Raw genomic sequence first — 21351 nt, 5'->3', positions numbered from 1 at the left:
CGATTGAGGCCTACTCTCGTTTATTGAGGAAAAAGCATCAAAAGATGCCTTTTTCTCTTTTCCCTGAATTTATTCTGCAATTTTTAAGACAACTTTACCTTTTGCTCGTCCAGTATTCACATATTGGAAAGCATCTTTAATCTCTGTAAATGTATATGTCTTATCAACGATTGGATTTATTTTCCCAAACTCTACTAATTTTGAAATTTCAGATAGCTGCTGACCATTCGGCTGCATAAACAAAAATGAGTAAGTAATTCCTCTCTTTTTGGCTTTATTCCGGATTGACCAACTTAAAAGAGGAATAATACATTTTAATAACCAATTTGCATGAATTGCTTCTACGAAATCACGATCAGGTGGACCAGAGATACTGATAATTCGACCACCACGTTTAAGAACATTTAGAGATTTCTCTAAAATTTTTCCACCTTGTGTATCTAAGACTACGTCATAGTCTTTAAGCACTTGTTCAAAATCAGTTGTTTTGTAATCAATGATAATATCTGCTCCTAATGCTTTGACCCATTGTGCATTTTTACCACTCGTCGTTGTTGCAACACTTGCACCTAAGTGTTTCGCAAGCTGAATAGCAATTGAGCCAACACCGCCTGAACCAGCATGAATCAATACTTTTTGTCCTGCTCGAACTTTCGCAATTTCGACCAAAGCCTGCCATGCAGTCAAAGAAACAAGGGGAAGAGAAGCCGCGAGTTCCATAGAAATATTTTTAGGTTTTAGCGCAAGTGACGATTGATGTACGACCGTATATTCGGCAAAAGCACCATTCAGATCTGTCTTGGCATACACTTCATCACCGACTTTGAACTGAGTAACATTTGCTCCAACTTCAACCACCGTACCTGCAAAATCATTGCCTAAAATAAAAGGAAATTGAACGGGCAGAATTGCCTTAAATTCACCTTCTAAAACTCTTAAGTCAAGTGGGTTAATACTTGCGGCATGAACTTTAATGCGTACATCATTTTCTGTTAGAACTGGTTTGGATTGTTCATCCAGTTGTACATCATTGATATTGCCGTAGCGGTTAATGTAGGCTGCTTTCATATTAGGACCTCTGTTTTTTGAATTTTGTTTTAACGTTTTATAAGCATCATTAAACTTTCAAGCTGCGTTGAATTAATGTGTCAAAGATCTTTACTGGGGCAAATTTTCGTAAATTTTTCAAATGTTTTGCTGCCTTGCCTGAAGTATAGCGGGGTAATATGTTTTGACTGTTGATAACCGTTAAAATGGTCTTAGCAACAACACTCGGATCATCTGACTTATAAATTGATTTTATCATTTGTTGATGTAACTTCTCACGAATGTGGTCATACGCTGAGACTTTTGCATCTGCTTCAAGTAAGTTTATTCCTAATGAGGTTTTGGTGTAAGCAGGTTCAATAAGAGAAACACGAATGCCTTGAGACCTTAACTCATGATCTAAAGACTCTGAATAACCCTCAAGTGCATGTTTTGAAGCAGAATAAAGCGCACCAAACGGTGTTGGTAAAAGCCCTAAAATTGAACTGATATTGAGAATAAGTCCAGATTTCTGTTCACGCATCACAGGAAGTACTGCACGGGTCATTCGGACAGCACCAAAAAAATTGGTATCAAAAATAGCTTGAGCTTGTTGCATCGAACTTTCTTCAGCGCCAGCTGGTGCAATGGCAAATCCTGCATTATTGATCAAAACATCAATTCGACCTTCATTCTGAATTACTTTTTCTATTGCATGATTCACCGAATCATCATTATTTACATCTAGCTCAATCAGATGGAATTTATATTTCGATGCACTATTTGCACGTCGACTCGTACCATAAACAATAAATCCTGCCTCATGTAAAAGCTCTGCTGTTGCTAAACCAATACCAGAAGATGCACCTGTAATTAGAACTACTTTACTCGTCATACCAAATTTCTCACTTGTAATATATTGGTGATTGGATAACCAATTTCACCTTGATGTTTTGATCATAATCTAAAATTAAAATAGTTACTACTAAAAAGATAGTGACAGTGTAATTTTTGGGGAGTATATTAAGTACTAAATAAGTACTGACTGTAAATATATGCCGTTAATCTCAATAGATTGCTCATAAAAAACAGTTAAATGAATAGAATGTGAGGAACAAAACAAATGAAATTTCTATTAAATACAATTGCGATAGGATTAACGGTGGTCTCTATCTTTAGTTCCCCATTAACTCAGGCAGAGACGGTGGCATCTATTTCTTTTCGTGACCCCGTGACTCAGGCAAATAAAGTGTCATCTAACCTCGTTGTCAATCAGCAAGCTGCTCAGAACCCTCAGCAAGATACAAATTGGAAGAATGTACCGACCCAAATTATTAATGCAGGCGGAGTTAACTTCGCTTACCGAGAATATGGTCAACAAAATGGTGGAACGCCTATAATTTTTCTCAATCATTTAGCTGCTGTCTTAGACAATTGGGATCCAAGAATCATTGATGGAATTGCCGCGAAACATCACGTGGTGGTTTTTGATAATCGTGGTGTTGGTGCTTCTACGGGTGAACCCGCAAAGTCAATTGAACAAATGGCAGATGATGCTATTACTTTTATTCAAGCGAAAGGATTCAAAAAAGTCGATTTATTTGGTTTTTCAATGGGCGGCATGATTTCGCAAGAGATTGTTTTAAAACAGCCGCAATTGATCCGAAAAATGATCCTATCGGGAACTGGCCCCGCTGGTGGAACAGGAATCAGTACAGTCGGGCGAGTTTCTAATTGGGATTTAGTTCGTGGTATGGCGACTCGCCAAGACCCTAAAGTCTATTTATTTTTTACTCGGACAGAAAATGGTAAAGCTGCTGCAAAAGCATTTGTGCAACGTATAAATGAACGTACTGAAAATCGTGATAAAGAAATAATGCTTTCTGCCTATCGTGCCCAGCTTAAAGCCTTAAAAAAATGGGGAAGTAAAAAACCTGCTGACCTTTCAGTTATTCAACAACCCGTCTTAGTGGCGAATGGTGATCATGATCGGATGGTTCCAACGGTGAATACCTATGACTTGGCAAAACGCCTTCCAAATAGCTCGCTCATCATTTATCCAGATGCAGGACATGGTGGAATCTTTCAGTTTCATCAAGATTTCGTCAAGCAATCGCTCACTTTCTTAGCGAAATAGATTCCAACTTAACCATGTATAAAAAAGGATAAAGACGATGACTACGATTACACACCAAACAGCCGAGACTCAATTCATTGAAGTCGATGGAGCAACTTTTGCATATCGTCGCTGGGGGAATCCAGATACTCAACAACCACCTTTATTTTTTCTGCAACATTTCCGTGGTGGTTTGGACAATTGGGATCCGTTAATTACTGATGGGTTAGCAGCAGGGCGAGAAATCATTTTATTCAATGGTCGTGGTGTTGCTTCATCCACTGGTCAGCCACGTAACCGCATTGAGGATATGGCTGATGATGCTGCCGCAGTGATTCGTGCATTGAATTTAAATCAAGTCGATCTACTCGGTTTTTCACTAGGAGGATTTCAGGCACAGGATTTGGTACGTCGTCACCCTGCACTGGTTAGAAAATTAATGCTTTTGGGTACAGGCCCAAGAGGAGGAAAACCACGTGGTGATGATCCAGATGTACCAGCGTTGGTCTTGAAGCATGCAACCAGTGCTGTACCTTCTGAAGAAGACTTTCTATTTTTATTTTTTGGTCGATCGCCAAAAGCAATTCAAGCAGGTCGTGATTTTTGGCAACGTCGCCATCTGCGTAAAGATCAGGATCCCGCAAGTTCAGTCGATGTGATGCAGGCTCAGATTGAAGCCAATATGCACTTTTTACCGAAGCTTGATGAACAAGATCCATTTGCGCATTTGCGTGAGATTAAACAGCCGACTTTTATTCTGAATGGTGTGGATGATGTAATGATTCCGACGATTAATGCCTATCAGATGGCACTAAATATTCCAAATGCACAGCTATTCATTTACCCAGATGCTGGGCATGGCGCACAGTTTCAGTATCCAGAACGATTCGTTAAGCATGCCATACAGTTTTTAGATGAGTAATCGATCAGAATTTCCTTAGAGTTTTTATATATTGATGAACTGAGAAATAAAGTGATGAAATTTAAATTATTACTGTGGATGTTGACTAAGCTATTACAACGAGCTGTGAAAACCAATCCAAGATGTGCTGCATACGTGAAAGATAAAAATGTCACATTCCAAATCCAAACGACAAGTGGTGAAGGGCGTTATTTTGAAGTCAAAAATGGCAAGATAAAGTCTTATGCTGGACAAACTAAATCTCCAAGTTTTACTTTTACCTTTAAAACAGGTAGTAAGGGTTTTACAGTGTTGTCAGCTAAAGATAGTGTGAATACATTTTTAACAGCGCTTAGAACACAGGATCTTGTGATTACTGGAAACTTTGTAGATGTGATGTGGTTTCAAAGTCTAGTGGACTTTATTCAACCTCATTCTAAATTATCTTCAACTGTGTGAGCGAAGCTATGACTCATTTGCCATTAAAAACGAATCTCCTAAATCAGCCTTTAACTTTACCGAATGGTGTGGTGATTCCAAATCGTTTGGCTAAAGCAGCAACCAGTGAAACCTTAGCCACCTATTCCAATAATCCAACTGAAAAGCATATACGTTTATATCAACGCTGGGCGTCTTCAGGGATTGGCATGATTATCACGGGTAATATTATGATTGATCGACGTGCCTTAGGTGAACCAGGGAACGTTGTGATTGAAGATGAGCGTGATTTCGAAATTTTGAAGAAGTGGGCGAAAACTGTTACAGAGCAAGGTTCACAATTGTGGGCACAATTGAATCATCCGGGGAAACAATCACCAAAAGGATTAAATGCTCGTAATATTTCTGCATCAGCAGTGCCATTTGGTACTGAAATGCAGTCTTTATTTGCTACCCCAGATGAAGCAACTCATGACGAGATCATAGAGATCATTCAACGCTTTGGTCGTAGTGCTGTGATATGCAAAAATGCTGGATTTAGTGGTGTTGAAATCCATGCTGCACATGGCTATTTGATTAATCAGTTTTTATCTCCATTACACAATTTAAGAACTGACGAGTGGGGTGGTACACCTGAAAAACGTCGTAAGTTTCTAATGGACGTTTATACAGAAATACGAAAACAGGTCGGTGCAGATTTTCCTATAGCCATAAAACTTAATTCAGCTGATTTCCAAAAGGGTGGATTTACTGAAGAGGATTCTTTAGAGGTTATTAAGGCATTAGCAGCCGCAGGGATTGATCTGATTGAAATTTCAGGTGGCACCTATGAGTCTGGTGTAGCTAAAGCACCACAAAAATCTTCAACGATTATACGTGAAGCATTTTTTATTGATTTTGCAGAAAAGGTTAGAGCACATGTAAAAACTCCCTTGATGGTGACAGGAGGTTTTAGAAGTGCGGAGGGGATGAGTCAAGCGTTAGAATCTAATGCATTTGATGTTGTTGGAATTGCAAGACTCATGGCGATAGACCCTGATGCTCCCAAATATTTGTTAGCAGGAACCAATAGCAAACAAGCGGTTCAACCGATTAAGACTGGCATTAAAAAAATCGATAGTCTTGGGATTATGGAAGTGCTGTGGTATACCCAACAACTTAGCCGTATTGCTCAAGGTAAAGCACCAAAACCTAAAGAAAGCGGTTTATGGGCATTTATTAAATCTGTTTTACGTAGTGGTTGGGGAACGTATGCGACACAACGGACCCGGATAAAATCATAAACCACTCGTTGAACCTATAAAAAAGCACCCAGAAAGGGTGCTTGTTAGCATTATTCACCTTGTTGGCGAATAAGTCGTGTACCAATTTCCGCACCAGTTACCTGATCAATTACGATTGGTTCAATTTCAGTACCATTTTCAGCATCAAGAAACTTAACCATTTCTTCAGGATGCTCATAAGGTTTGTGTTTACGTCCCCATGCTCCAATTACAAATAGGACTGGTAGAAAATCTTGGCCTGCTTGAGTGAGTACATATTCTTCACGTGGAGGATGTTCTGAATATTGTCTTTTTTCAAGCAATCCTTCATCAACCAAAACGGATAAGCGTTTAGTTAGCATTGTAGGCGCAATACCTAAGCTTTTACGAAATTGATCAAATCGAGTAAAACCAGCATGTGCATCACGCAAAATTAACATGCTCCAAGCATCGCCAAGAACTGAAAGACTTCTTGCGATTGGACAGACTTCAAGATTGGTATTTTTACTCATAAGAATTAATAAATTTGAAAGTTACTACTAAAACAATAGTAACATACTCTGACTTATTCAACTATGCTTTACTTTTTAAAGAAAAGTTATTCATCAATAACTTCTGTTTTTGCTTTATAAGTTCTCATAAATTTTATTATGTAAAACTTGATATAAAAAGGAATAAAACCCACCATATCAGTATTAATGAACTAAATTGCAAGTGTTATCTATATAACAATCAAAAATTTACACTATATTCATAGTGGTGAGATAAATAATTATTAAAAGATAAAAACTAAATTATAGAGCTTTAGGAAAACACAATTCAAAGCATATACCTTCGGAGCTATTGAATGCATGATATGTTCCCTGATGAAGAGTCATGATTGAAGCTACAATAGATAGACCTAATCCACCAGTTCTATGATAAGTATTTCTACTGGTATTACACTGATAAAATCTTTCAAAAAGATGATCCAAATACTCAGAGGGAATTTCTAATTGACTAGTGGTAACTGATAATACGAGCATAATGGTGTTGTTGATTAGTTTTTTATTGCTGTTGATATAAATAGTTTTGTGGTTGCCTCCATGAATCAGTGCATTTGAAATAAGATTATAAAGTGCTTGTTGCACTAGTTCTAGATCAGCCCACAACTCAGATGCCTCTAGCCTGAAAACAAATTTACATGATTGTTCTTCTGCTTGATATTGCAAAATATTGCAAACATTTTCTAGTAATGATTGAACTTGAATCTGTTGCTTGTGTATGAGAACGTTATGAGTATCTGCGCGGGCTAAAAATAACATACTATCAACCATTCTTTTTAAACGTTGATAGTCTTCTAAGTTTGAAATCAAGAGTTCTTGATACTGTGCGGGACTGCGTTCACTCATAATTAAAATTTCGGTTTGACCGATTAAATTGTTCAATGGGGTTCTAAATTCATGTGCAATGTCTTCAGAGAAACGATTTATTTGTTCATACCCCATTTCAATTCGCTCGAGCATGGCATTGATATCTGATGCAAGCTGTTCAATTTCTTGTGGAGGACTTGTCACATTTAATCTTTGCTCAAGTTTGTGAATATTAATCGCATGAGTCTGCTTTCGTAGAGATGTTAAAGAGTTTAATCCCACACGACTTGCAATCGCACAGAGAATAAATATAGCTAACAGACCTGTAAAAACATAAATGAAAAGTTTTTTTTGAAATGGCGAAAGAATCGCTAGCCTTTCAGACCACTGTTTTCCAGCAATTAAAACATAAGGTTGTTGATTGATTTTGATGGTTTTCCAAGCAATACGGGTTGGGTAGGCATGAGCAGATAAATCACGAAATTGAATTTGGGGTTCATGAGTGAATTGAGGCAGCGGAATAGAAAGCGGATTGATATTAATGAGAATATGATCGCCCCGAATCAATAGAAACAAATTATCCTTATTTCCCAACATATTTTGATACAGCTTCGGGCGAGCGATAATCTGTTCGATATTGCTACTATCTTGAAGCAAAATTTCCAAGCGCTCAATTCGCTCAACCAAAGCCCGATCTTGTTGGGTAATTAAAATCTGGTTGATGCCTAGATAGGTCATAAATGCTACAGTACACAAGACTATTGCAGCGCAACTTGTGACCAATAGCGTTAATCGTAGTTCTAGCGAGGGAATTGGTTTCAACATTATTTTTCTACCGAAACTCTATAACCGAGACCACGAACAGTATGAATTAATTTTATTTCATGCCCTTCATCAATTTTACTGCGTAAGCGCCGCACCGCTACATCTATAAAGTTCGTATCGGTATCAAAATTAATATGCCAAACTTCAGAAGCTATTTGCCTGCGCGTAATAATTTCATTTTGATGAAGGAGTAGAAAGCGCAAAAGATTAAATTCTTTTTTGCTAAGTTCTATCAGCTGATCATTACGCCAAACTTTGTGATGAATCGGGTCCATTCTTAAGTTACCAATCTCTAACTCATTTTCCTGCAAATACAGTTGCCGCCTAAGCAAACTTTTAATTCGAGCCAGTAATTCAATATAAGAAAAAGGTTTGGCTAAGTAGTCATCAGCACCCAATTCTAGACCTTTAACCCTATCGATAATCTGGTCTTATGCAGTTAAAAAAATCACGGGAATATTGGAAAATTGTCGCAATATTTTCAATACCGCCCAGCCATCGATATCGGGCAGCATTACATCTAATATGACCAAACTATATGAATGCATTTTTAATTTTTCCAAGCCTTCTAGTCCTGAATGAACACATTCAGCTGCATAGCCAGATTCACTTAAACCCTTAACCAGATATGAGGCGATCTTCACTTCATCTTCGATAATAAGAATACACATTTTATTCAGACTCATTTTGAAGATGACAACTTTGTAATGTAATTGTCATGCTTCAAATCATTCAGGTTGTATAAGATTTTTTAAAAATTAATTCAGGGCAATCATGATGAACAAACTCAAAGGGCTTATTGCAACAGTAATGCTGATGAGTAGCAGTACTTTTGCACAAACGATTCAATTGAATCAAGTTTACTCACTTGATTTTAAAGCAGCACAAACTCTTGTTGATGCTGCGATGACTGCGTGTCAAAAAATACAACATAACATTGCTGTAGTGGTGGTTGATCAAGGCGGAAATACCTTGCTCGCGAGCAGGAATGAAAATGTCGGACCACATAATTTGGGGGCTGCCGAGAAAAAGGCTTTTACCGCTTTATCGACTAAAACAACTACCTTGTTATTGAGCCAAAATGCTCATGAAAACAAGGATACAAAAAATTTAACGACCTTATCAAATTTACTGTTGTTAGGCGGCGGTTTCCCTGTGCGCTATGAAAACAAAGTGGTCGGTGCCATCGGCGTTGCGGGAGCAGGGGGCGCAAAAAATGACCATTACTGCGCTGAAACAGCTGTTCAGTCTATTTTCAATCCTTAAGGAATCCATCATGTTTAAAAAATTATTGCCACTCTCAACGCTATTATTGACCTCAATGACTTTTGCACAAACTAACCCCTTAAGTGTGCATGTGTTGAATCTGGAAAATGGGCTGCCTTCGGCTCAAGTCGAGGTGGTACTCGAAAAAAGTACTGGGAATAAATGGGTAAAGTTAAATCAGCAATATACGGGTTCCAATGGCCGTATTACTGCACTTTTTCCTGAAAATCAGAAGTTCGAAGCAGGCACTTATAAAGTCACATTTAAAACAGAAAACTGGTTTAAAAAGAACAATCAAAATACTTTCTTTCCTGAAATCCCTGTCATTTTTAAAGTGGATGGAAGTGTCAGCCATTATCATATTCCTCTACTTTTAAGCCCTTATGGATATTCGACTTATAGAGGCAACTAAGATTTAAAAGGGCTAGTCTAACTAGCCCTTTTATTTGTGTTTAGTCCTTAAATTAGAGAAAAATCACAAAAAATTCATGATTGTATTGTTATGATTTTAGTCAGATTAGAGTTGATAAAGCTTATTGACGCTTCATGATGATTAAAAACGAGAATGGTATGAATCAATTTTCTGAAGAAGACATATCCAGAATTATCGAAATGGCTTGGGAAGATCGAACTCCTTTTGAAGCTATTCAACGTGAGTATGGTTTAAATGAAGCAACTGTGATTCGTTTCATGCGAAAAAACTTGAAAGCATCTAGTTTTAAAATGTGGCGTGAACGCGTGACCGGCCGAAAAACCAAGCATCTGCAGCTGCGTTCACCCGATGTGATACGGGCCTATTGTTCACGGCAATACAAGCGTTTCTAAGTATTTGATTTTGACTACCGTCTTGACTCACGTTAACATCGTTCAGAACGATATCGTACTTCCTCCCAGCAGCGGTACCATTTCTTGAGCCAAGTAAAAGGGCGTATGGCGGTAAAATCAGGGCAATTTTTGAGGATGATGGGCTAGATAAGTGGCTTACTCAACAACTTCGGCCATCAGGATCACATCGCGGGTACGGTCCAGTGCTTTAAGCGTAGCAAGCTGATAACGCATAGCCATTCCAGACCCGATGAAAGAGAGAGCAGTGTAAATCTAGACAGTTCAATTTTTGTGAAAATACAGATTCCCAAAAAGCTATCTTGTCAGATACGGATCAACGATTGTACAGAAACCATCATGATTAGAATAAAGCCCTATTTATCTATAAAAATTTCAAGCCATGTGATGAATGGAGCACCTAAAGTTAAAAAATTATATTTTCTGAAGCATACATTAATAAATTTCGATATCTAATATTCACGCTTTGTTCACATCTACTTGGTTTATCTTAATGATGAAATCAAAAATAAGGCTTAAAAATGAATACTCTATTCAAGTCATTTTTTACAGCTGCGACGCTGGCTATAATCAGTTTGTCTATGACTGCTCAAGCAGAAACTGTTACACCTCAGGCTGTAGATGAAGTTGATATTCAACAATACGCTGGAAAATGGTATGAAATTTCTCATTTACCGATGTATTTTCAGCGTAAATGTATAGCTAATATCAACGCAGAATATAGTGTTAATGAGGATCAGACAGTGAATGTATTGAATAGTTGTCGAACTGCCAATGGTGAGATGATAAGTTCTGAAGGAGTTGCATATCCGCAAAATAGGGGGAATAGCAAATTAAAGGTCAGCTTTTTGCCTAAAGGTTTAAGATGGATACCCTTTACTAAAGGTCATTACTGGGTATTACGAGTAGACCCGGAATATAAAGTGGCACTGGTGGGTGGCCCAAGTAATAAATACCTATGGATTTTGTCACGTGAACCGCAACTAGATGAAGCAACTTATCAGTCATATATAAACACTGCGAAAGATTATGGCTATGACGTGACAAAACTTATCAAATTGCCTCATTAATCTGCTAACCTTTTGCCGAACTGATAAATCTCTCAACAGTTCGGTTTTTTTATTTACTTCACATAAAATTCATACCTGACTGATTACACTCATCAAATAGAATAAATACAATCGCTCGAAAGTAGGATGAGTCCATGTTGAAAACTCTGATGCGATGGATAGACAGTTGGTCCACACCCACAGCGCCCGAAACACTGACGGCTGAAAACAGCAAGATTCAGTGGCAGCGGATTTTACCCTTTATTCTGTTGCATCTGGCTTGTCTAGCAGTGTTCTGGGTGGGAGTGTCGTGGTTTGCAGTGGGCTTTATGCTGCTGTTCTACCTGATTCGTATGTTTTCCATTACGGCTTTTTTTCATCGCTATTTATCGCATAAAACCTTTCAGACCTCGCGTCCAGTGCAGTTCCTATTTGTATTACTAGGCACCATGAGTGCACAGCGTGGCCCCTTATGGTGGGCAGCCCATCATCGTTATCACCACCGCTATACAGATTCTTCACAAGACCCGCATTCATCTACCCACGGTTTTTGGTATAGCCATGTGGGTTGGTTTCTGAATGAATATAACTTTGCCACGCGTAAAGAAGTCATCAAAGACTGGCTGAAATATCCGGAATTAATCTGGCTGGACCGGTTTAGTCTAATTGTGGTGCTGTTGACCGCGGGTGGGATTTATGTGCTAGGAGAATGGCTAGCAATAGCTTGGCCGCAACTGGGGACTTCCGGCTTGCAATTACTAGTCTGGGGATTTGTGGTGTCCACCGTGTTGCTGATCCATGCGACCTTATGTATCAATTCACTGGCGCATCATTACGGTAGCCGTGATTTTGACACTGATGATCAAAGCCGCAACAATTTATTCTTGTCTATCATTACTTTGGGCGAAGGCTGGCACAACAATCACCATTATTATGCAGGCAGTACCCGACAGGGCTTTTACTGGTGGCAGATTGATGTGACCTATTACCTCCTAAAAATTATGTCTTGGCTCGGGATAGTCTGGGGCTTAAAGCCAATTCCAAAACGGGTCTATGACGTCAGTAAAATTGCTCAACTTAGAAAACAGAAAAAACTCACCACGACGGGCGCTCACACGATTCAATCGAAGGAATTACAATGAAAATCGCGATTATTGGTTCAGGTATTTCCGGTTTGTATGCGGCCTGGAAATTAAGCAAAGCACATGAGGTCACGGTCTTTGAAAAAAATAATTACTTTGGCGGCCATACCGATACCCATCAGTTGAATATAGATGGCGAACAGGTCGCAGTGGACAGTGGCTTTATTGTATTTAATGAGCATAACTATCCACTGTTCTGTGCAATGCTCAAAGAACTCGGGATTCAATCGCAAAGCAGTGACATGGGCTTTTCGGTCAACAATCAAGTCACTGGCTTGCAGTACAATCCTTCAAAAAAATTCTCGCTGTTGTTCCGACCGCAAAACTTCTTTAACGCTGATTTTCGCGTGATGTTGTCGGATCTGTTCCGTTTCTATGCGGCGAATAAAGATATTGATATTGAACAGGTCGATGCACAGCTCAGTATTGATGCATATCTCAATCGACATGACTATTCCGAAGCCTTTCGTCAGGAACATCTCTATCCTATGTGCGGGGCGCTATGGTCCTGTCCAGTAGAGCAAGCTGGACAGATTCCGTATAAATTTGTGGTGAGCTTTTTTCAGCACCATCGTATGTTGCAGCTGAAAGAGCGACCTTCGTGGCTTACGGTCAAGGGTGGATCAGCTCGTTATGTTCGTGCCATTCAGGCCCAATCGAATATGACTTTCCGCAAGACAGGTGTGCTTCATGTATCCCGTAGTGCCAATGATGTAGTGATTGAAACTGGACAGGGCAGTGAACGTTTTGACTGGGTCATTTTTGCCAGCCATGCTGATGATAGCTTGAATTTACTTACAGACCCGTCAGCGCAAGAGCGGGAAGTACTTGGCAAGTTTCGTTATCAGGATAACCATATGGTGGTGCATTCCGATACTCATATCATGCCCAAATCCAGACGCCAATGGGCCAGCTGGCATGTACATGTGACACCTAGTCGTGTAACCGAATCAACTCCATTCCAGCATAGTAGCATGCATTATGGTTTCAGTTACTGGATGAACCAGTTGCAAAACCTGAATTGTAAAACCCAAATCTTTGCCACACTCAATCCTAACTTTAACCTTGATCCGAAAAAAATATGGGTAGAACGATATTATCGTCATCCAGTATTTGATGCTGCCGCGATTGAGGCACAACAACGTTGGGCTGAGGTTAATGGTCAGAACCGGACGTCATACTGTGGTGCCTACTGGGGCTGGGGCTTTCATGAAGATGGAGCGCGTAGTGCTTCATGGGTTGTAAATCAGTTGCTGCAACACACTGAGCAAGCGGCTTAGGAGTACAAAATGCAAATGTATCCACTGGCTATCGCTTCTACCGAAATTCGCCATCGTCGCTATTTGCCCAAATCGCATGCTTTTGAGGTGAAGCTTAGCTATTTATGCTTTGATCCGGATCAACTGGCAAATTTTACCCAAAAATCTTGGTTCTGGTCTTCTAGTTGCTGGAATTTATTGACCTTGGATGAACGTGACTTTCTGAACATGGAATATGGCTCGATTCGGCAGAAAGTTGCACGGTTACTGATCAAGCACGAAAACTATCATTTACCACATGCTGCATCTATTCGTGTACTGGCTTTACCACGCACACTGGGTTTTCGTTTTAATTCTGTGGTGTTTTATTTGATCTTTGATACGACCGATCAACTGATTTTTATACTGAGTGAAATCACCAATACACCGTGGAATGAACGTCAGGTGTACATTCACGATTGTCGGCACAATGTAACTAAACATACGCCTTACCAGAGCCACCAGTTTGACTTTAAAAAGGCCTTTCATGTGTCACCATTCATGCCGATGTCACTGGATTATCGTTGGCGTTTTAGCTTTTCAGAACAGCAAAATGTGATTCACATGCAGCTGTTTGAACAAGAAATATTGCAATTTGATGCCACGATGAAATTTAAGCTGCAAGCCATCACACTTCCTTCACAGCAACATCGATATGCTGTATTAAAAGTTCTTGAGCCCTTTAGGATGGTGAGCGGGATTTATCTACATGCTTTGCGCTTATGGAAAAAGAAAATTCCGTTTTATCGGCATCCTAAAAAAGAAAAAGGAAAGACATGACTATGAAAACACTGTTAATGGGAGAGCATACCGAACTGCCGATAGTCCTACGCCATATGCTGAAATTGCGTCATGGTCAGCTAATATTTAAAGGTATCTGGAATGGTCTGGTCGGGGAAAATTACAGTGACTTGCATGCAGTAATTCAAGTTCACGACCAACGCCTTATCGATTTGCTGTTCCGTAATGGTGTACTGGGGGCAGCAGAAGGCTTTATTCGTGGTTACTGGAGCAGTGAAGATCTGGTCAACGTAATTCGTATTCTAGCACGTAATCGTGATGTGCTTGATCGGATGAATCAAAATGTAGTGGCAAAAGCCAGCCAGTTGGTACTCAAGGCTTGGTATAAATCCCGCAAGAATTCGATTGATGGTAGTCGTCAGAATATTGCTGAGCATTATGACTTGAGCAATGATTTTTTTAAATTGTTCTTAGATTCCAGCATGATGTATTCCAGTGCGGTGTTTAAAGAACCCTGTATGAGCTTGGAACAAGCTTCAGATTATAAAAAAGAACTGATCTGCCAAAAACTTCAATTGCAACCGATGGACCATTTGGTTGAAATTGGCAGCGGCTGGGGAGGCTTTGCCATTTATGCGGCTCAGCATTATGGCTGTAAGGTGACCACCATTACCATTTCCAAAGCTCAGTACGATGAAGCACTCGCCCGAGTTGCTGAAGCAGGGCTGTCTCATCGGGTGTCTGTACAGCTTCAGGACTACCGTTTACTCGAGGGTAAATACGACAAATTGGTGTCCATTGAAATGATTGAAGCAGTTGGTGAGCAATATTTACCAACTTATTTCCGAAAATGCTGCGAGCTCCTCAAGCCGAATGGTCTAGCCTTGATACAGGCGATTACGATTGAAGATGCACGCTATGTTAAAGCTTTAAATACGGTAGATTACATTAAGCGTTATATTTTCCCCGGTAGTTTTATTCCATGTATCAGTGTGATGACGCAAACGGCTTCTGAGCAAAAACTTCGTCTCAAACATCTGGAAGATATTGGTCAAAGCTATGCACAAACCCTGAAGTGTTGACGCCAGCGTTTTCTGGAGCAGCGTGATCAAGTACTGCAACTTGATTTTGATGAGCGTTTTATCCGCATGTGGGATTTTTATCTGTGTTATTGCGAAGGTGGTTTTAGGGAGGGTGTGATCAGTGATGTTCATTTGCTGTTTGAAGCCAGTGCTTACTAAGCAGAAATAAAACAGGAGGGCGACATGCTGCTAGATTTATTTTTGCTCAATGTCTTCATCATGCTCTGTAGCTGGGTGTTGGTGACCTATAACCGCAGAGCAGGGCTAGTCGATGTCGCTTGGAGTTTCAGTATTGCCCTTAATGTGATTATTGCCGCTTGGGTGATTGACAGTGCGCCGATGTTGGTTCGGTTATTTCTGGGACTGGCGAGTGGGATCTGGTTTTCACGGCTGACTTGGCATCTGTTACGGCGCTATGCCAATGAAACCCAAGAAGACACGCGTTATGCCAACATGCGCCGAGCGATGGGGGATTATCAGCATCTTGGTTTTCTGGTGTTTTTTATATTCCAGGCAGGTTTGGCTCTACTGTTTTCTTACCCAATACTGAAGTTGTTAAGTATCTCGACCGAGCAATGGAATGACTGGACTTTGGTCACTGTGATTGTGGCGGGCATGATCATGCTCTCGGCTTTGATAGGTGAAAGCACTGCAGATCAGCAACTTTACCGTTTTAAGCTAGATCCACAGAATCAAGGTAAAACCATGGATCAGGGCTTGTGGAAATATTCGCGCCATCCGAATTATTTTTTTGAATGGCTGCATTGGTTTGCCTATCCAGTGCTCGGTCTGGCAGCAGGATGCTATGGATTATGGATTTATCCACTGCTGATGTGGCTATTCCTGTACTACTTTACGGGGATTCCTTTTAGTGAAAAACAGGCGCTCGCCCACCGTGGTGACAACTATAAAGACTATCAACGACGAACTTCAATGTTTATTCCGTGGCCACCCAAAGAGTAGGTAAATACATGGACTTTATGATTCAAAAAACCTTAGAACTGATCGAAAATGGCAAGGTGCCAGACCCAGTGATTCGTGCTGGTATTAAAATCTTGAGCAAAAAACGTTTGGCACAAGAAGGTCGGTTTGACCCCGCATTGGCAGCGCAGCGCTATATGGATGTGCTGACCATGCTGAAAAACAGCGAAATTGCCATTGAGACAGACAAAGCCAATGAGCAGCATTATGAACTGCCGACCGCATTTTTTCAGGCAGTACTCGGTAAGCGTTTGAAATATAGCGCGAGTCTATTTGAACATGCCGATATGACGCTAGACCAAGCCGAAGAAGCTGCCCTTGCCTGCTATTGCCAGCGAGCACAACTGAAAGACGGGCAGGATATTTTGGAAATTGGCTGCGGTTGGGGTTCTTTCAGTCTATATATGGCCGAGCATTATCCAACGGCCCATATTACAGTCGTGTCAAATTCTTCAACGCAGCGTGAGTATATTCAGGAACAAGCCCGTTTAAAAAAACTGGATAACCTTAATGTGATCACTTGTGATGTCAATGTGTTGCAACTTGAATCTGCGTCATTTGACCGTGTGGTATCGGTGGAGATGTTTGAGCATGTACGCAACTATCAAAAACTGTTTGAAAATATTAGTATTTGGCTCAAACCAGATGGCTTATTGTGGTGTCATATTTTCTGTCATCGTTTCTTGCATTACCCGTTTGAAGTCAAAAATGAGTTTGACTGGATGTCGCAATATTTCTTTAGTGGTGGTTTGATGCCAGCAGCCTCAACTTTCCTACATTTTCAGCAGCATTTACAGCTAGAACAGCACTGGCAATGGGCGGGTACGCAGTATGAACGTACCGCAAATGCTTGGCTAGAAAATATGGATAGTAAACAGGCCGAGCTAAAGCCCTTATTTGAAAAAACTTATGGCGCGGATGCCGCAATCTGGTGGCAGCGCTGGCGGATTTTCTTTATGGCCTGTGCCGAGCTATTTGGTTATGACCATGGACGCGAGTGGGTCATTGGCCACTTTCTGTTAAAGAAGAAAGCCGTATAATTGAACAATGGGATTGGCCAGCGGGGAATGCATCAATGTTAAAGCTGTTTAGGGACAAACGTGATCATCCTCTGGGTGAGGTGTTTAACCGCTACTACTGGCTGCAAATCGGATTCATTGCCTTGTCTGTGGTGATTGGGATTGGCCTCAGTGCCTGGGTGATTAAAGGTTCTTTGCTCAGAACGGCGCTAGAACAGGAAATGTCACACTACTGGCAGCGATTAGAACGTAATCCTGCCGCAGAATTGCCCGATACCAAAAACCTGTATGGTTACCGCTGGAATACTGTGTCTCCCTCCCAATTTAAGAATATGTCACTTGAGCAAGGGGTGAATCGGCATTTTGTCGATGGTAAGGAACGCATGACCGTTTATGGCGAAAAAGATGGGCAGCATGTCCTGTTAGTCTTTGGCGAAAGCAATGTCAATAAACTGGTCTGGCTGTTTGGTCTGGCACCACTGATGGTCAGCTTGTTTGTACTTTATAGTATGTTATGGTGGTGGAACCGTCGTGCCCGGCGTTATTTTTCTCCCATTACCAGGCTTGCCAACGCACTGGAACATATTGATTGGGAAGATTATAAAAATCAGGCTTCACCGTTTCATGACATCCGGACTGATTCAAATCTGGAAGCGGAATATCTGAAGCAAGCGCTAGAAAAATATCATCAGGTATTAAGCGAGTTTATTCAGCGTGAACGTGAATTTACTGGTGATGTCAGTCATGAGCTTCGCACACCACTTACCATCTTAAAAGGCAATGTGCAGTTGTGTCAGGCACGCTATGGGGACAATAAATCATTTACTCGCTTGAACAACACCATTGAAGACATGCAACTATTAGTTGACACACTACTGGCTATCGCCCGCAATACCACCAATACTTTAACCGCTGAATCGACTATGCTTTCTGAATGTCTGGAAAATGTAGTTCAGGATCTGGATAGTGTTAGCCATAACAAAGGCATGCGGATAAATTTTCAAAAAGATCTAAACGAACAGCCACGTAAACTTTACCCGTCGATGACCAAAATGGTATTTGGCAATATTTTGAGGAATGCACTGAATTATTCACAAGGCACAGAAATTGATGTCATTTTGCAAAAAAATACAGTATTGATTGCAGATAATGGTGTCGGCATTCCTTTACCGAATAATTCAAAGGTACAAGAACTGTCGGGGCAGCAATTGCAATTAGAGATCAAAGGTCATGGCATTGGACTGCAATTGGTACAGAAGTTGTGCAAGCAGCTTGGCTGGCGAGTGGAATTGTTTGATCGGCAGTATTATCTCAATACCCATCAGGATGTTGATCTGGCGATGACGACTGGACTGATTGTCGTCGTGTATTTAAATTAAGGCTGGGCTTCTAGAGCTTAAGCTTCTAAAGTGATCTTTAACCCTACACCAGATATGGTGTGAATTAGTTTTTGCTCAAAAGGCTTATCGACCATTTTACGCAAATTATAAATATGACTACGCAGGGCATCGCTTTCAGGCTCTTGATCCCCCCAAAGCTCTATCATAATTTCCTGTTTAGTCAGAACTTTAGGCGAATGACGCATCAGTAGTTTGAGCAGTTTGAATTGAATGGGGGGCAGTTCAATGGTTTGTCCTCCACGAGTCAGTTGCTGTGTTGCAGGGTCCAGAATAAGATCATGAATTTGAAGACGGCTAGAGGAGACTTCACCCTGTGAACGCTTGATCAGAGCTTTGACTCGAACCACCAGCTCATTAAAGTCAAATGGCTTGACTAGATAATCATCCGTGCCTGAATTGAAACCTTTGAGTTTGTCATTCAACGTATCACGTGCGGTGAGCATCAGCACAGGGAGGTCCATACCTTCTTTATTTCGTAGCCATTCACATAGTTCATAACCCGAACCATCAGGTAAGTTAATATCTAAAAGTAAAATATGATAGCGTTGCTGCTTGAGCAATTGGCGCGCAGCATTTAGGTTTCGAGCATGATCGACCACAAAACCATGCTCTTCTAGAAACTCGCATAGGGTAGATGCCAGTTCGTAATGATCTTCAACCATCAAAATAAAATGTTTAGACATAACTGTAGAGACTACTTTATTAATTGCTGTTTTAATTTAGCACTAAATGGCTGAGGACCTAGCCATATATTAAAATATTGCTGGGCTAATGGGTTCTGGAGTTGTCCCTGCACTTTCTGGTTTAAGTATAGGCTTAATGTGTGTGTGGCATGGCTATATTTTAGTTGGTATAGATCTCCTGAGTTCACTGGACGATACAGATCGGTGATTGGATTGAAAACAGCCTGAATCTTTTGATCTTTGATATTACGTTGGAGTAGATGTCTGGCTGCACGTTTGAATGCCCATTCTGGAATATTCTGCGTATAGGTAAAATCCATCTGCATGTTTTGTCCTTGCCAAGGCTGATTACAGTTTTGCGCAAAGTAACTGGCCACACCGACCTGTTTTTGTCCCACCATTAGTGGGCCATTACCACATTTATTTAAGTTCTTCGCATGCGCCCAGGAACCAAAACTCCCGAGCATCAGTACAGTGGTTATGGCTACTTTTTGAAAGGCAGTACCCATGAATAGGTTCCTCCTACATATGGCAAAGAACGATACAGACCATTGGCCGGATCCCAAAAATCTTGTTGGAAAATAATCTGATGGTTTTGGTTGACCTTTATTTCACTGATGCCAAATGAATCCATTGTTCGTGTCTTCCCTAACATTTTAAAATCATAAACCATATGCCAATGTACATAGGCAGAGTCTTGATTATATGAAGTATTTAATAGACTGACAGTTACATTACTCACTCGCTGGTTCATACCGTGAAAATGTTCAAGCAGTTTTTTACGCGATGAAAATTGCGACAGAGTATCGTTAATAAAAAGCTGATCTGCATACAGTGCTCCAGCATTTTCAACGAATTTAGGTGTGCCCAAGGTATTAAATGCCGAAGTGAAGCGGGTACCGATTTCTAGTGCTTTTGCATCATCTAAGGGTATTCCCTGAATACTCGCTCTGGCATTTGCATAATCAGAGGAGTAACGAGGAACACTTTTACATCCTGACAGGAAAAGCACTGGTAAGGATAAGGCAATTGCCATTAACGTTTTGACTTGATTCATGTTCACTGTCCATCTTCACAGTTTATTTTTATACTTTAGGTGAGTTAAGGTGAATAGAATGTGAAGATGAAAGTTAAATGTAATTCATATAATAGAATTTTTATGACTATTCAAACAGTTTTTCTATTATTAAATATTTTAAAAGTCACTATTATCATACATATGTGACATACGTTTTTGCTTTGTTTCTAAATAATCTTTGTTAAAAATATTTAAGCCAACTTTTAAAGGAATACGTTCAACAACGTTGATTCCAAAATCAGTTAAAGATTTAATTTTAAATGGGTTATTTGTGATTAATTTTACATTTTGTATTTTTAAATAACCTAACATAATGGCACACATGTCATATTTACGAGCATCTGCAGGTAAATTTAATAATAAATTTGCATCAAGAGTATCATGACCTTGATCTTGAAGTGCATAAGCTCGAATTTTATTGGTTAGACCTATGCCACGGCCTTCTTGGCGTAAGTATAAAATGATACCTTGGCCTGCTTCATTGATCATTTTCATAGTTGAATGTAATTGTGGGCCACAATCACATTTTAGTGAAGCAAAAGCATCACCTGTTAAGCATTCTGAATGAATTCGGACTAGTACAGGTTGAGAAATAGTATTAATTCCTTTGACAAGAGCAATATGTTCTTCACCAGTACTTTGATCTTGAAACGCTATAATTTCAAAATCGCCAAAAGCAGTAGGTAACTTTGATTTAGAAATAAATTCTATAGCCATTTAACTATACCCCTGTATTTTAAAAATTAAACTATTACTTTCCATTTAAAAATAGTTCTTAGATAGTGAATTTTATGTGAAAATACAAGAGTATTTAGTGTGTGAAGTAAAGTTCAAGAAAAATCACTAAAG

General features: G+C 40.0%; 23 protein-coding genes and 2 pseudogenes. 15 read left to right on the top strand and 10 right to left on the bottom strand.

The genetic code is table 11. The features are described 5' to 3' along the window. Positions 1-69: 69 nt before the first annotated feature. A complete protein-coding gene (locus AC4CUY_RS09895) occupies positions 70-1068 on the bottom strand; it encodes an NADP-dependent oxidoreductase (protein WP_490774040.1) in 999 nt (332 codons plus the stop codon). Positions 1069-1117: 49 nt separating this feature from the next. After that, on the bottom strand, positions 1118-1921 hold the full coding sequence (locus AC4CUY_RS09890) for an oxidoreductase (protein ID WP_483771030.1): 804 nt from the start codon (positions 1919-1921) through the stop codon (positions 1118-1120). Positions 1922-2149: 228 nt separating this feature from the next. On the opposite strand from AC4CUY_RS09890, the gene AC4CUY_RS09885 reads away from it, so the two are divergent. The 4 genes from AC4CUY_RS09885 to AC4CUY_RS09870 are packed head-to-tail and all read left to right on the top strand — an operon-like array spanning position 2150 to position 5764. Next, positions 2150-3163, top strand: a complete 1014-nt coding sequence (locus AC4CUY_RS09885) for an alpha/beta fold hydrolase (protein ID WP_490774039.1) — start codon at positions 2150-2152, stop codon at positions 3161-3163. Positions 3164-3200: 37 nt separating this feature from the next. Continuing rightward, positions 3201-4064, top strand: a complete 864-nt coding sequence (locus tag AC4CUY_RS09880; RefSeq protein WP_136143774.1) for an alpha/beta fold hydrolase — start codon at positions 3201-3203, stop codon at positions 4062-4064. 51 nt (positions 4065-4115) lie between these two features. Next, positions 4116-4502 carry a helicase gene (locus tag AC4CUY_RS09875; RefSeq protein WP_136143775.1) on the top strand — a complete coding sequence of 129 codons (387 nt, stop codon included), beginning with the start codon at positions 4116-4118 and terminating at the stop codon, positions 4500-4502. Positions 4503-4510: 8 nt separating this feature from the next. Then, on the top strand, positions 4511-5764 hold the full coding sequence (locus tag AC4CUY_RS09870) for an NADH:flavin oxidoreductase/NADH oxidase family protein (protein ID WP_483771032.1): 1254 nt from the start codon (positions 4511-4513) through the stop codon (positions 5762-5764). Between the two features lie 50 nt (positions 5765-5814). Here AC4CUY_RS09870 and AC4CUY_RS09865 read toward each other — a convergent pair whose 3' ends face one another. The 3 genes and pseudogenes from AC4CUY_RS09865 to AC4CUY_RS09855 all read right to left on the bottom strand — a co-directional run bounded on the left by AC4CUY_RS09865 (position 5815) and on the right by AC4CUY_RS09855 (position 8591). Continuing rightward, positions 5815-6255 carry a winged helix-turn-helix transcriptional regulator gene (locus AC4CUY_RS09865; protein WP_346312865.1) on the bottom strand — a complete coding sequence of 147 codons (441 nt, stop codon included), beginning with the start codon at positions 6253-6255 and terminating at the stop codon, positions 5815-5817. 282 nt (positions 6256-6537) lie between these two features. Beyond that, positions 6538-7923, bottom strand: coding sequence for a heavy metal sensor histidine kinase (locus AC4CUY_RS09860; RefSeq protein WP_483771071.1), 1386 nt, complete (start codon positions 7921-7923; stop codon positions 6538-6540). Continuing rightward, positions 7920-8591, bottom strand: a pseudogene (locus AC4CUY_RS09855) (heavy metal response regulator transcription factor). The gene AC4CUY_RS09860 and the pseudogene AC4CUY_RS09855 overlap by 4 nt, the downstream one beginning before the upstream one ends. A 106-nt stretch (positions 8592-8697) precedes the next feature. On the opposite strand from AC4CUY_RS09855, the gene AC4CUY_RS09850 reads away from it, so the two are divergent. The 3 genes from AC4CUY_RS09850 to AC4CUY_RS09840 all read left to right on the top strand — a co-directional run bounded on the left by AC4CUY_RS09850 (position 8698) and on the right by AC4CUY_RS09840 (position 10011). After that, on the top strand, positions 8698-9186 hold the full coding sequence (locus AC4CUY_RS09850; RefSeq protein WP_171304210.1) for a GlcG/HbpS family heme-binding protein: 489 nt from the start codon (positions 8698-8700) through the stop codon (positions 9184-9186). A gap of 10 nt (positions 9187-9196) precedes the next feature. Beyond that, complete coding sequence (uraH, locus tag AC4CUY_RS09845) at positions 9197-9598, top strand: hydroxyisourate hydrolase (protein WP_087012925.1); 402 nt, start codon at positions 9197-9199, stop codon at positions 9596-9598. A gap of 158 nt (positions 9599-9756) precedes the next feature. Then, positions 9757-10011: a TIGR03643 family protein gene (locus tag AC4CUY_RS09840; RefSeq protein ID WP_087013149.1), complete on the top strand. Its 255-nt coding sequence runs from the start codon at positions 9757-9759 to the stop codon at positions 10009-10011. A 32-nt stretch (positions 10012-10043) separates the two neighbouring features. Here the strand turns inward: AC4CUY_RS09840 and AC4CUY_RS09835 are convergent, their stop codons facing one another. Further along, positions 10044-10118, bottom strand: a complete 75-nt coding sequence (locus tag AC4CUY_RS09835) for a DUF2256 domain-containing protein (RefSeq protein ID WP_228148482.1) — start codon at positions 10116-10118, stop codon at positions 10044-10046. 432 nt (positions 10119-10550) lie between these two features. Between AC4CUY_RS09835 and AC4CUY_RS09830 the strand changes: the two genes are divergently transcribed. From AC4CUY_RS09830 to AC4CUY_RS09795, 8 genes and pseudogenes are all read left to right on the top strand, one after another. Continuing rightward, complete coding sequence (locus tag AC4CUY_RS09830; protein ID WP_087012923.1) at positions 10551-11099, top strand: lipocalin family protein; 549 nt, start codon at positions 10551-10553, stop codon at positions 11097-11099. 134 nt (positions 11100-11233) lie between these two features. Continuing rightward, positions 11234-12220, top strand: coding sequence for an acyl-CoA desaturase (locus AC4CUY_RS09825; RefSeq protein WP_483771033.1), 987 nt, complete (start codon positions 11234-11236; stop codon positions 12218-12220). Further along, positions 12217-13500: an NAD(P)/FAD-dependent oxidoreductase gene (locus AC4CUY_RS09820; RefSeq protein ID WP_483771034.1), complete on the top strand. Its 1284-nt coding sequence runs from the start codon at positions 12217-12219 to the stop codon at positions 13498-13500. Before AC4CUY_RS09825 ends, AC4CUY_RS09820 begins: the two co-directional genes overlap by 4 nt. A 9-nt stretch (positions 13501-13509) precedes the next feature. After that, positions 13510-14298: a DUF1365 domain-containing protein gene (locus AC4CUY_RS09815; RefSeq protein WP_490774038.1), complete on the top strand. Its 789-nt coding sequence runs from the start codon at positions 13510-13512 to the stop codon at positions 14296-14298. Next, a pseudogene (locus tag AC4CUY_RS09810) lies at positions 14295-15500 on the top strand (class I SAM-dependent methyltransferase). Before AC4CUY_RS09815 ends, AC4CUY_RS09810 begins: the two are co-directional and overlap by 4 nt. Positions 15501-15524: 24 nt before the next feature. After that, positions 15525-16304, top strand: a complete 780-nt coding sequence (locus tag AC4CUY_RS09805; RefSeq protein WP_346312868.1) for a DUF1295 domain-containing protein — start codon at positions 15525-15527, stop codon at positions 16302-16304. Between the two features lie 8 nt (positions 16305-16312). Then, positions 16313-17362, top strand: coding sequence for an SAM-dependent methyltransferase (locus tag AC4CUY_RS09800; protein WP_483771036.1), 1050 nt, complete (start codon positions 16313-16315; stop codon positions 17360-17362). 35 nt (positions 17363-17397) lie between these two features. Next, on the top strand, positions 17398-18720 hold the full coding sequence (locus tag AC4CUY_RS09795) for a sensor histidine kinase (RefSeq protein WP_483771072.1): 1323 nt from the start codon (positions 17398-17400) through the stop codon (positions 18718-18720). A 17-nt stretch (positions 18721-18737) separates the two neighbouring features. Here AC4CUY_RS09795 and AC4CUY_RS09790 read toward each other — a convergent pair whose 3' ends face one another. The 4 genes from AC4CUY_RS09790 to ribA all read right to left on the bottom strand — a co-directional run bounded on the left by AC4CUY_RS09790 (position 18738) and on the right by ribA (position 21219). Further along, positions 18738-19424, bottom strand: coding sequence for a response regulator transcription factor (locus AC4CUY_RS09790; protein WP_004981566.1), 687 nt, complete (start codon positions 19422-19424; stop codon positions 18738-18740). An 11-nt stretch (positions 19425-19435) separates the two neighbouring features. Further along, entirely contained in the window at positions 19436-19933 is a 498-nt protein-coding gene (locus AC4CUY_RS09785; protein ID WP_483771037.1) for a chalcone isomerase family protein, read from the bottom strand. After that, positions 19909-20481 (bottom strand): nuclear transport factor 2-like protein, encoded by a 573-nt coding sequence (locus AC4CUY_RS09780; RefSeq protein ID WP_483771038.1) that lies wholly within the window; start codon positions 20479-20481, stop codon positions 19909-19911. The genes AC4CUY_RS09785 and AC4CUY_RS09780 overlap by 25 nt, the downstream gene beginning before the upstream one ends. 138 nt (positions 20482-20619) lie before the next feature. Further along, entirely contained in the window at positions 20620-21219 is a 600-nt protein-coding gene (ribA, locus tag AC4CUY_RS09775) for a GTP cyclohydrolase II (RefSeq protein ID WP_483771039.1), read from the bottom strand. Positions 21220-21351 lie beyond the last annotated feature (132 nt).

It is taken from the genome of Acinetobacter sp. 778_lipA (genome assembly GCF_058242985.1).
This window is presented reverse-complemented; position numbering and strand designations above follow the sequence as displayed.

Coding starts and splice junctions, on each gene's coding strand:
- AC4CUY_RS09895 (WP_490774040.1), bottom strand. CDS start 1,068: ATGAAAGCAGCCTACATTAACCGCTACGGCAATATCAATGATGTACAA.
- AC4CUY_RS09890 (WP_483771030.1), bottom strand. CDS start 1,921: ATGACGAGTAAAGTAGTTCTAATTACAGGTGCATCTTCTGGTATTGGT.
- AC4CUY_RS09885 (WP_490774039.1), top strand. CDS start 2,150: ATGAAATTTCTATTAAATACAATTGCGATAGGATTAACGGTGGTCTCT.
- AC4CUY_RS09880 (WP_136143774.1), top strand. CDS start 3,201: ATGACTACGATTACACACCAAACAGCCGAGACTCAATTCATTGAAGTC.
- AC4CUY_RS09870 (WP_483771032.1), top strand. CDS start 4,511: ATGACTCATTTGCCATTAAAAACGAATCTCCTAAATCAGCCTTTAACT.
- AC4CUY_RS09865 (WP_346312865.1), bottom strand. CDS start 6,255: ATGAGTAAAAATACCAATCTTGAAGTCTGTCCAATCGCAAGAAGTCTT.
- AC4CUY_RS09850 (WP_171304210.1), top strand. CDS start 8,698: ATGAACAAACTCAAAGGGCTTATTGCAACAGTAATGCTGATGAGTAGC.
- uraH (WP_087012925.1), top strand. CDS start 9,197: ATGTTTAAAAAATTATTGCCACTCTCAACGCTATTATTGACCTCAATG.
- AC4CUY_RS09840 (WP_087013149.1), top strand. CDS start 9,757: ATGAATCAATTTTCTGAAGAAGACATATCCAGAATTATCGAAATGGCT.
- AC4CUY_RS09830 (WP_087012923.1), top strand. CDS start 10,551: ATGAATACTCTATTCAAGTCATTTTTTACAGCTGCGACGCTGGCTATA.
- AC4CUY_RS09825 (WP_483771033.1), top strand. CDS start 11,234: ATGTTGAAAACTCTGATGCGATGGATAGACAGTTGGTCCACACCCACA.
- AC4CUY_RS09820 (WP_483771034.1), top strand. CDS start 12,217: ATGAAAATCGCGATTATTGGTTCAGGTATTTCCGGTTTGTATGCGGCC.
- AC4CUY_RS09815 (WP_490774038.1), top strand. CDS start 13,510: ATGCAAATGTATCCACTGGCTATCGCTTCTACCGAAATTCGCCATCGT.
- AC4CUY_RS09805 (WP_346312868.1), top strand. CDS start 15,525: ATGCTGCTAGATTTATTTTTGCTCAATGTCTTCATCATGCTCTGTAGC.
- AC4CUY_RS09800 (WP_483771036.1), top strand. CDS start 16,313: ATGGACTTTATGATTCAAAAAACCTTAGAACTGATCGAAAATGGCAAG.
- AC4CUY_RS09795 (WP_483771072.1), top strand. CDS start 17,398: ATGTTAAAGCTGTTTAGGGACAAACGTGATCATCCTCTGGGTGAGGTG.
- AC4CUY_RS09790 (WP_004981566.1), bottom strand. CDS start 19,424: ATGTCTAAACATTTTATTTTGATGGTTGAAGATCATTACGAACTGGCA.
- AC4CUY_RS09785 (WP_483771037.1), bottom strand. CDS start 19,933: ATGGGTACTGCCTTTCAAAAAGTAGCCATAACCACTGTACTGATGCTC.
- AC4CUY_RS09780 (WP_483771038.1), bottom strand. CDS start 20,481: ATGAATCAAGTCAAAACGTTAATGGCAATTGCCTTATCCTTACCAGTG.
- ribA (WP_483771039.1), bottom strand. CDS start 21,219: ATGGCTATAGAATTTATTTCTAAATCAAAGTTACCTACTGCTTTTGGC.